Source organism: Ectopseudomonas khazarica (assembly GCF_004521985.1).
Taxonomy (GTDB): domain Bacteria; phylum Pseudomonadota; class Gammaproteobacteria; order Pseudomonadales; family Pseudomonadaceae; genus Aquipseudomonas; species Aquipseudomonas khazarica.
Genome location: NZ_SBHZ01000036.1, coordinates 1 through 1,800, shown reverse-complemented (window position 1 = coordinate 1,800; position 1,800 = coordinate 1). Strand labels below are relative to the sequence as shown.

At 65.4% G+C, this 1,800-nt stretch carries 2 protein-coding genes; both read right to left on the bottom strand.

Features of this window, described 5'->3' with window-relative positions; genetic code table 11:
- On the bottom strand, window positions 1-1,172 hold a 1,172-nt coding region (gene dctM / locus EPK82_RS24620), incomplete at its 3' end, for a C4-dicarboxylate TRAP transporter large permease protein DctM (protein WP_134678344.1).
- Entirely contained in the window at window positions 1,172-1,798 is a 627-nt protein-coding gene (locus tag EPK82_RS24615; RefSeq protein WP_134678343.1) for a TRAP transporter small permease, read from the bottom strand. The genes EPK82_RS24615 and dctM, both read right to left, overlap by 1 nt.
- Window positions 1,799-1,800: the final 2 nt, after the last annotated feature.

Below are 1,800 nucleotides of genomic sequence, written 5' to 3'. Positions count from 1 at the left end.
GCGGTCAGCGGCATGCCGGTCACCGCCGAGGTGACGAACAGGTTCAGCCCCACCGGCGGGGTGATCAGGCCGATCTCCATGTTCACCACCATGATGATGCCCAGGTGGATCGGGTCGATACCCAGCTGCACGGCGATCGGGAACAGGATCGGCGCGAGGATCAGGATGATCGCCGACGGCTCCATGAAGGCACCGGCGATCAGCAGCACGATGTTCACCACCAGCAGGAACTGCCACGGCTGCAGGCCCAGCTCCACCACCCAGGCGGTGATCTGCTGCGGGATCTGCTCGGTGGTCAGCACGTGGGCGAAGAGCATGGCGTTGGCGATGATGAACATCAGCATGATGGTCAGCTTGCCGGACTCCAGCAGCACCTTCGGGCACTCGCGCAGGGTCAGGTCCTTGTACACGAACAGGGCTACGAAGCCGGCGTACACGGCGGCCACGGCAGCGGCCTCGGTCGGGGTGAACATGCCGGTGTAGATGCCGCCGAGGATGATCACCATCAGCAGCAGGCCCCAGAACGCCTCGCGCGCCGAGCGCAGCCATTCGCGCAAGCTGGCACGCGGCAGGGCCGGCAGCTTCTTGATCCGCGCCACCACGTAGATCGCGATCATCAGCACCAGGCCGAGCAGCACGCCCGGGATCACCCCGGCCATGAACAGCTTGCCCACCGACTGCTCGGTGGCGGCGGCGTACACCACCATGACGATCGACGGCGGAATCAGGATGCCCAGGGTCCCGGCGTTACAGACGATGCCGGCGCCGAAGGCCTGCGGGTAGCCGGAGCGGACCATGCCGGCGATGGCGATGGAACCCACTGCCGCAACGGTGGCCGGCGACGAACCGGACAGCGCGGCGAACAGCATGCACGCCAGCACCGCGCCGATGGCCAGGCCGCCCCGGATGTGGCCGACGCAGGCGTTGGCGAAGTCGATCAGGCGCCGCGCCACGCCACCGGTGGTCATGAAGGCACCGGAGAGCAGGAAGAACGGAATCGCCAGCAGGGTGTAGTGCTCGGAGGTCTCGAACAGCTTGATCGCCAGCGAGCGCACCGAGTCGGGGCTGAACAGCATGATGGTGATCGAGCCGGCCAGGCCGAGCGAGGCGGCGATCGGCACGCCGATGAACATCAGCAGGAACAGCAGCAGGAAGAGGAACAGGACGGTCATTATTTGCTCTCCTCGTGCTCATTGACCTTCAGGGCGTCGGCGGCTTCGTCAGCCAGGCCGAGGCCGGTCTGCTGGTTGCGCAGGATGCGCACGAGAATTTCCAGGAAGCGGATGAACACCATGGCGTAGCCGAACGGCACGATCATGCCGATGTGCCATTGCTGGATGCCGTAGTGGCCGAGGTCTTCGGCACCGATGCCGGCGCTGAACAGGGTGTGCACCCAGTCGAAGCTGCCGACCGCGATCAGGCCGGCGTAGCCCAGGCAGCACAGGCAGGCGATGACGCCGATGACGCGCTGGATGCCGCGTGGCGCGAGCTTGACCAGCGCATCCACGCCGATGTGGCCGGCGGTGCGCACGCCGTAGGCCAGGCCGAAGAAGATCAGCCAGCCGAACAGTGCCTTGGTCAGGGCGTTGCTCCAGGTCATGGCCTGGGCCATGTCGAGGATGGCGTCACCGATACCCAGCAGGGTTTCGTTGCCGCCGAAATAGTCACCCAGCCAGTAGAACAGGGTGTAGAAGTTGTTGAGGATCACGTAGACGAAGGTGATCAGGGTCATGGCAGCGAGAAGAAAGGCGATGAAGCCTTCCTCGAAGTGCTCCCAGGCGCGCCGCAAGGCGTTCATGG

What these genes read in the sequence shown, in the direction of transcription:
- EPK82_RS24615 (WP_134678343.1), bottom strand. Translation starts at nt 1,798, where the DNA reads ATGAACGCCTTGCGGCGCGCCTGGGAGCACTTCGAGGAAGGCTTCATC.